This is a genomic window from Vibrio sp. Vb0667 (assembly GCF_033391095.1).
In genome coordinates this window covers 1-7,287 of record NZ_JAWPOL010000058.1, presented here as the reverse complement: position 1 = coordinate 7,287, position 7,287 = coordinate 1, and the positions used below count along the sequence as shown (strand labels likewise).

General features: G+C 43.0%; 6 protein-coding genes. 4 read left to right on the top strand and 2 right to left on the bottom strand.

Going from position 1 to position 7,287, the window contains the following annotated elements:
• From R8269_RS23040 to R8269_RS23025, 4 genes are all read left to right on the top strand, one after another.
• Positions 1–251: hypothetical protein (locus R8269_RS23040; RefSeq protein ID WP_318222675.1), on the top strand; the 251-nt coding region annotated here is incomplete at its 5' end.
• Complete coding sequence (zipA, locus tag R8269_RS23035) at positions 169–1,125, top strand: cell division protein ZipA (protein ID WP_042523140.1); 957 nt, start codon at positions 169–171, stop codon at positions 1,123–1,125. The genes R8269_RS23040 and zipA, both read left to right, overlap by 83 nt.
• Positions 1,126–1,215: 90 nt before the next feature.
• Entirely contained in the window at positions 1,216–3,228 is a 2,013-nt protein-coding gene (gene ligA / locus R8269_RS23030) for an NAD-dependent DNA ligase LigA (RefSeq protein WP_017819968.1), read from the top strand.
• A 510-nt stretch (positions 3,229–3,738) separates the two neighbouring features.
• Entirely contained in the window at positions 3,739–5,148 is a 1,410-nt protein-coding gene (locus R8269_RS23025; protein ID WP_005382055.1) for a hypothetical protein, read from the top strand.
• Positions 5,149–5,988: 840 nt separating this feature from the next.
• Here R8269_RS23025 and R8269_RS23020 read toward each other — a convergent pair.
• Together R8269_RS23020 and R8269_RS23015 are read right to left on the bottom strand one after the other, a co-directional pair.
• Positions 5,989–6,450, bottom strand: coding sequence for an NfeD family protein (locus R8269_RS23020; RefSeq protein WP_005382058.1), 462 nt, complete (start codon positions 6,448–6,450; stop codon positions 5,989–5,991).
• A 3-nt stretch (positions 6,451–6,453) separates the two neighbouring features.
• Positions 6,454–7,287, bottom strand: an 834-nt coding sequence (locus tag R8269_RS23015) for an SPFH domain-containing protein (RefSeq protein WP_318222674.1), incomplete at its 5' end; no start/stop codon positions are given.

Here is a 7,287-nt window from a genome sequence, read left to right as displayed (position 1 = left end):
AAGTGGAATCGTGGCAAGAATCACAACAAAAAACGGAACTTCTTGCATTAAGTTGTTCTAAATCTACATATAGTTTTGGTAAAGTAAACGTATCATTCAGATTTATTGCACTTGGGTTGCTGCTCAAGGAACTGCGAGTAGTAAAAACAAGTATATTGAGAGTAAATAATGCAGGAATTGCGATTCGTACTCATTGTTGTTGGCGCATTAGCCATCGCGGCATTACTGTTTCATGGTTTATGGAGCAGTAAAAAAGAAGGCAAAGCAAAGTTTGGCAACAAGCCACTTGGTAAGCTGGATGTTGACCAAGAAGACAAAAATGATCTTGTTGAGAAAGAACGAGACTTCGCTCCCGCTCCTGAAGATGACTTTGAGATCATTCGCAAAGATCGCAAAGAACCAGATTTTGGGATGGCGAGCTCTTTCGACAACAAGTTTGAATCTGACCCGTTATTCGGTGGTCCATCTGAAGTCAAACAGACGCAGCAGGAGCCGGATGACATCCCTTCATTTGTTGCAGAAAAAGATAAAGAAGAGGACGTTGAGCCTGTTGTTCAAGCAACAGTAGCTGAAGAGCCATTCCAGCCTGCTGTGGAAGAAGACGTTATTCCCGCCGCGTTTGATATTACGGAGAAAGAACAGCAAGTCGAAACGGTTAGTGAGCCTGTCGTTGCAGAGCCTAAGGAAGAGCCAAAGCCAGAACCTGAAATGCAAGTGATTGTATTGAATGTGCACTGTGCTGGTGAAGAGCCATTTGTTGGTACTGCTTTGTTTGAAAGTATGCAACAAAACGGTCTAATTTATGGCGAGATGGATATTTTCCATCGTCATGTTGACTTGTCCGGTAACGGCAAAGTGCTGTTTAGCGTCGCTAATATGATGCACCCTGGTACGTTTGAGCATGCTGATCCTGCTGAGTTTACAACTAAGGGTATTTCATTCTTCATGACATTGCCTTGTTATGGCGAGGCTGAACAGAACTTCAACTTAATGCTCCGAACTGCGCAGCAAATTGCTGATGACTTAGGTGGTAACGTACTTGATGACCAGCGCAACTTAATGACGCCAGATCGTTTAGCATCTTATCGACGTCAAATAGTTGAGTTTAATGCCGCTAACGCATAATCTTAACAGCAAATAATAATAGGGCTCCGGATGGAGCCCTTTTTCTTGGATTTCCCAACCTCACCGATTGAAAATACACGGGGCTTTACTATGTCTGAATCAGTACTTCAGCGACTAGAAGAACTAAAAGAGTCGTTGCATTACCACGCTGTGCGTTACTACGTGGAAGATAACCCAGAGATCCCTGATGCCGAGTACGACCGTTTAATGCGAGAGTTACTGGATATTGAAGCTGAGAACCCTGACTTAATAACCGTAGACTCGCCAAGCCAACGTGTCGGTGGACAACCTCTTTCTGCGTTTAGCCAAGTGACACATGAAGTACCGATGCTTTCGCTTGATAACGCGTTTGATGATAGTGAACTTGATAGTTTCCACAAGCGCGCACAAGAGCGCGTGGGCAGCCAGAGTGTGAAAGAATACTGTTGTGAGCCTAAATTGGATGGACTCGCCGTAAGTTTGTTATATGAGAATGGCGTGTTAGTTCAGGCGGCCACTCGAGGCGATGGTACTACGGGTGAAAACATCACAGAGAATGTGCGTACGATTAAAGCCATTCCTTTAAAACTCAGGGGTAATGACTGGCCAAATCGTCTTGAAGTTCGTGGTGAAGTCTTTATGCCGAAAGCTGGGTTTGAAAAGCTCAATGAATTAGCAAGGAAGAAAGGCGAGAAAATCTTTGTTAATCCACGTAACGCTGCGGCAGGTAGCTTACGACAATTGGATTCACGTATTACGGCTTCTCGTCCGCTTAGCTTCTATGCGTACAGTGTAGGCGTGGTGCAAGGCGCAGAATTGGCAGCAAGTCATTACGAACGCTTTTTGCAAATCAAATCTTGGGGACTGCCAATGTGCCCGGAAACTAAGCGAGTTGAAAGCTTGGCGGATGTAAAAGCTTACTACCAAGATATATTGCAGCGTCGTGATGCCCTCCCTTATGAGATCGATGGTGTCGTTATTAAAATTGACGATATTGCCGTGCAAGAGCGTCTGGGGTTTGTTGCTCGCGCTCCACGTTGGGCGATTGCCTACAAATTCCCAGCACAGGAAGAAATGACGACACTGAATGAAGTGGAGTTCCAAGTCGGTCGCACTGGTGCGATTACACCTGTTGCTAAACTAGAGCCTGTATTTGTTGGCGGGGTAACGGTAAGTAATGCGACGCTTCATAACGCAGATGAGATAGAACGTCTGCAGGTCAAGATTGGTGATCACGTTGTGATCCGCCGTGCTGGCGATGTTATTCCCCAAGTCGTATCTGTCATCAAAGAGCGTCGACCAGAAACAGCTCGAGATATTGTTTTCCCAACTCAGTGTCCTGTTTGTGGTTCGCATGTTGAGCGGATCGAAGGAGAAGCGGTAACACGTTGTATGGGGGGCTTAGTTTGCCAAGCCCAACGCAAACAAGCGCTAAAACACTTTGTTTCTCGTAAAGCGTTAGACGTTGACGGTTTAGGCGATAAAGTGATCGAGCAGCTTGTTGATCGTGAGATGGTGAAAACTCCTGCTGACTTATTTAAGTTATCAGCGGGGATTTTAACCGTACTAGATCGCATGGGGCCAAAGTCTGCGCAGAATATTGTGAATGCGTTAGAAAAATCCAAAGAAACAACTTTACCTCGGTTTTTGTATTCACTGGGGATCCGTGAAGTTGGCGAGGCAACCGCAGCAAACTTAGCAATGCACTTTAAAACGTTGGGAGCGATCCAAAATGCTACCGAAGAGCAGTTGATTGAAGTGCAAGACATCGGTGCTGTGGTTGCTCAACATATTACGACTTTCTTTAGTGAAGAACAGAACCAAGCGGTGGTTAAAGATTTGCTTGAACAAGGAATTCATTGGCCAGAGATTAATACTACTGAGCAGGTGGGGGAATTACCATTAGAAGGTAAAACAGTAGTATTAACGGGAACACTTTCTCAACTGGGGCGTACAGAAGCCAAAGAAGCCCTCCAAGCACTGGGGGCTAAAGTGACGGGTAGTGTTTCTAAGAAAACCGATATTTTGTTTGCTGGTGAAAATGCAGGTTCGAAGCTCGCAAAGGCACAAGAACTGGGTATCGAAATTAAAACAGAACAAGACTTACTCGAACTGATGAATTAAGTCTTCTCAAAAAAGCTAAAAAGTAACTAAAAGCCCCGTATGCTAAGCATGCGGGGCTTTTTCTTGTTCATAATTAAGTGTTTTTTTATTGAGTAATTGATGCCTTTGTTCTTTTCAGTGATCAAGATCGAACCTTGGGTTATTGGTTTTTTTGGCTTTTTTAGTCTGCGAGTGACTTCAAGTTGATACTTTTAAGTTCAATTTAAATGTTTGATTTTAAATAATAATTTGTTGTGTTGTGTTGATGTTGTTAAAAATAAGATCTGGATCAATAAGTTATATGGAACTTTGGAGTGGCTCATATTTTTTTAGAAAAAAAATAAGTTCCATTTGGATGTTTTTAGCTGCGAAGTTAGTCTTAATCACGTGGATACACGGTGTGTATGCAGGAACTAAAAAAAGCCAAATTAGAAATAATGAGGTTTGATCAGGAATTTACTTCTCTCCTTCGGCGGCCAACTAAAGGTGAGATAGAAAAATACAGCTATATCCATTTTTAGGAGTTTTTCCATGGACAAATTTTTTAAGGTTTCAGCGTTAACCGCAGCAATGTTTGGTGTTGTTGCTGTCGCTCCAGCTACAGCGTCTACTGAAAGTGCAGCAGGTGGCGAGTACGTAGAGAAAGTGAACGAATTTATGCAAGACTCAAGTCTGAATGCATTATTCATAGTTGATACTCGTTCACGAACTCGTACAACAGGTAAGCCCGGCGGTGAAAATGGTGACCGTTGGAGTCGTCTAAACTACTCTTCTTACAACGCAATTTTAGACTTCACTTCTGGCTACCACGATGGTTGGGTGGGCGCAGATGTTGCGGCTTACTACTCTGGCGATCTTTACAACGATAGTCTTTACAATTCAAACGAAGGCTACCTATGTAACGAAATCTCAACTTGTAACAACCTAGACTGGGGTGCAGGTGATGGTCAGCAGCTTAAAGTTTACAAAGCAGCGCTGAAATTCAAAGCAAACGAAAACTTTAATGCTCGTTTCGGTATGTTACAGGCTGGTGGTAACGGTACAATCGGTAACGTTTGGAGCTTTGTACCTGGTACTTACCGTGGTTTCGAACTGAACGCTAAACTTGGTGATTTCAACCTAAGCTACTTTGGCGCAGACCAATTTACAGCACCTTGGCTGCTTCACGAAGATGATTACGCACCAGCGCTTTGGTCTGACACGTCATGGAGCTACCTACACTCTCTAGGTCTAAATGGTAACCTAACTGACAGCCTGTTTATGCAACTTGGTTTGGGTCAAGCTACTGGCGTTCAATATGCAAATGGTGTTGACTGGGGTGCAGGTCAAGTGACTAGCTACCACAACGAGACTGATAACACATCTTACAAAGCGTATTTGAAGTACACAGTGAGCGATCGTACAACTCTAGCATTTGATTTCTACGGTGTTGATGACGATGTGAAATACGATGGTCTAGGTTTCCACACTGGTCTGTCTTTGAACCAATCTTTCGGCAAGCTAGCTTGGATGTCTGAGTTGCGCTACACAGACACAGATAACCGTGCGGACTTCGTTCCTCGTACTATTCATACATATGGTATGAACAATGGTACTTGGTCTCAGTGGTGGGACGCGCTATCTGACTGGAACAAAGCGGGTGAGCTAGCATGGTACAACCGTCTATCTTACAACCAAGGTAACGGCTGGAACTACTACCTAGGCTTTGGTTACGGTACTGGCGCTGACTCTGCAGCAAGCGGAGCATCAGGTGACTGGGATTACGAAAGCGAATACGCAGTTAACGCAACAGTATCTTACTCACTACAAAGTGGCGCGCTTAAAGGTTCTACCATTCGTTTACACGGTACAATCCTAGAACGTGATGAGTACGCAGGTGCTGGCGATGCGGATGAAACAGACTTACGTCTACAAGTTCTTATCCCTTACAGCTTCCACTAATACTTAATGAGATAATAAAAGGAGCCGCTAGGCTCCTTTTCTATTTCACTTCTCGGCCGTCGTATATTTTGCAATATAACGGTGGCAACATATGTACATTACCGTTTGGCAACTCACACTTTATCTCTGGGCCTAACGTACGACCACCGGATGCACCATTAGCATGAGTGGTTAACGGAATTATGGCAAAAGATATTACTAATAGACCAGATAAAAATCTCATAATCATCACCTCAATATAAACTTTAAATATCTACGTACTTGTATAAACCGTGACTACGCAGAAAGGTAAGGTTGAAGAGGGCTCTTATATCAAACTAATCTCTTACTTCTTTACTATTCCCATTCCCCACCTCTAAATCGACACATTTCACTTGGAATATTCGTGACGTCGCCACTTGGCATCTTACATTCGACTATAGGTCCCAAATTAGTTGTACCGCCGTTTCCGTTGTTGTAGGCAAAGGAAGAAAAAGAAAAAATACCGCACAACATTAAAAAGAGAAGCTTATTCATAGTACATCCTCTTACTTACCAAATAAAAAGCACTCAACTTAAATGCTTATGCGTTAAGTATGTATCCGAGGATAAAAAGATCAAAAAATAATTCAATAAAGTTTTATTTTTTAAAATAAATTTAGATCGATAATTTACCTAGATATATTTCTATCTTATTGATTGTCGTGTGTTGAATAATTAAATAATAGGAAATGGTAGGTAGGGTATTAATAATATTACTAATACTTATTTTTTTCTCGATTTTAATTAAGGTAATGAAATGAAAGCAGTTGTTTAGATTAAAGTAATGGAGCATGATTTGCCCCATTACTTTGGCATAAATTAATTAGAATCAGGCTCAATGATTAAAATAATACCTTCCACATCGGTGATTCTTACGCGGGTACCGGCTGGAAGTGCTTGATCCGATTGTGCGGACCATGTGGTATCGGCTACCTTGATGCGATTGAGTCCGACGGAAAAGTCTTCTTCAAGGATAAGAGTACGCCCAATTAACTGCTTGTACTTTTGGTTCAGATCTCTTTCTTGGTCTTCTTGCTTGTCTTTAGACCATTGTCGTCGCCACCAAAGCCAGGTGGTGATTAAGCTGAAGCTTGCAAAGCAAAGCCATTGCAATTGCCAGCTCATTGGCAAAACGGTCATGATTGCTCCAACGATAAGTGCAGACATCCCGAGCCAGAGAAAATACCCTGCGGTACCAAGTAGCTCAACTGCTAAAAGAGCAAAGCCAAACGCTAGCCAATGCCAGAAAGAGATACCTTCCAACAAACTAAAAAAGTCCATAAATTATTCTTTATCTTGTTGTTTAAACATCTCTGCTATCCCTGCAACCGAGCCCATTAGTCCGGTTGCTTCTAATGGAAGCATAATGATTTTACCATTTTCGGCTTGACCAATGCTCTTGATCGCTTCGGTATAACCCTGTGCAATGAAGTAATTGACGGCTTGCATGTCACCTTTTGCAATGGCTTCGGAAACCATGTAAGTCGCTTTTGCTTCTGCTTGCGCGGCACGCTCACGTGCTTCTGCATGGAGAATAGCAGACTGCTTTTCGCCTTCAGCTTTTAATATCTCTGATTGTTTATGACCTTCGGCCTTTAATATCTCAGCTTGGCGAACCCCTTCTGCTTCAAGAATTTCCGCACGCTTATTACGCTCGGCTTTCATTTGCGCATTCATTGCAGCGGTCAGATCGGCTGGTGGCTGGACATCTTTAATCTCAATTCGTGTGACTTTTACGCCCCAAGGGTTTGTTGCTTGGTCAACAATCGCCAACAGCTTAGAGTTGATCATGTCGCGTTGGCTCAGCATTTCGTCCAGTTCCATTGAACCTAAAACGGTACGAATGTTCGTAAGGGTCAAGTTTCTAATAGCGTGTTCTAAGTCGTTGACTTCATAAGCCGCTTTTGCAGCATCGATCACTTGAACAAATCCGACAGCGTCAATAACCACGTTAGCGTTATCTTTTGAAATGACCTCTTGCGCAGGAATATCGAGAACGCGCTCCATCATGTTTACTTTTTGACCAACTTTATCAACGAATGGAATGATCAAGTTTAAACCCGGCTTTAATGTGTGGGTGTAGCGTCCGAAGCGTTCAACTGTCCAGTTGTTTCCTTG

Coding starts and splice junctions, on each gene's coding strand:
- ligA (WP_017819968.1), top strand. CDS start 1,216: ATGTCTGAATCAGTACTTCAGCGACTAGAAGAACTAAAAGAGTCGTTG.
- zipA (WP_042523140.1), top strand. CDS start 169: ATGCAGGAATTGCGATTCGTACTCATTGTTGTTGGCGCATTAGCCATC.
- R8269_RS23020 (WP_005382058.1), bottom strand. CDS start 6,450: ATGGACTTTTTTAGTTTGTTGGAAGGTATCTCTTTCTGGCATTGGCTA.
- R8269_RS23025 (WP_005382055.1), top strand. CDS start 3,739: ATGGACAAATTTTTTAAGGTTTCAGCGTTAACCGCAGCAATGTTTGGT.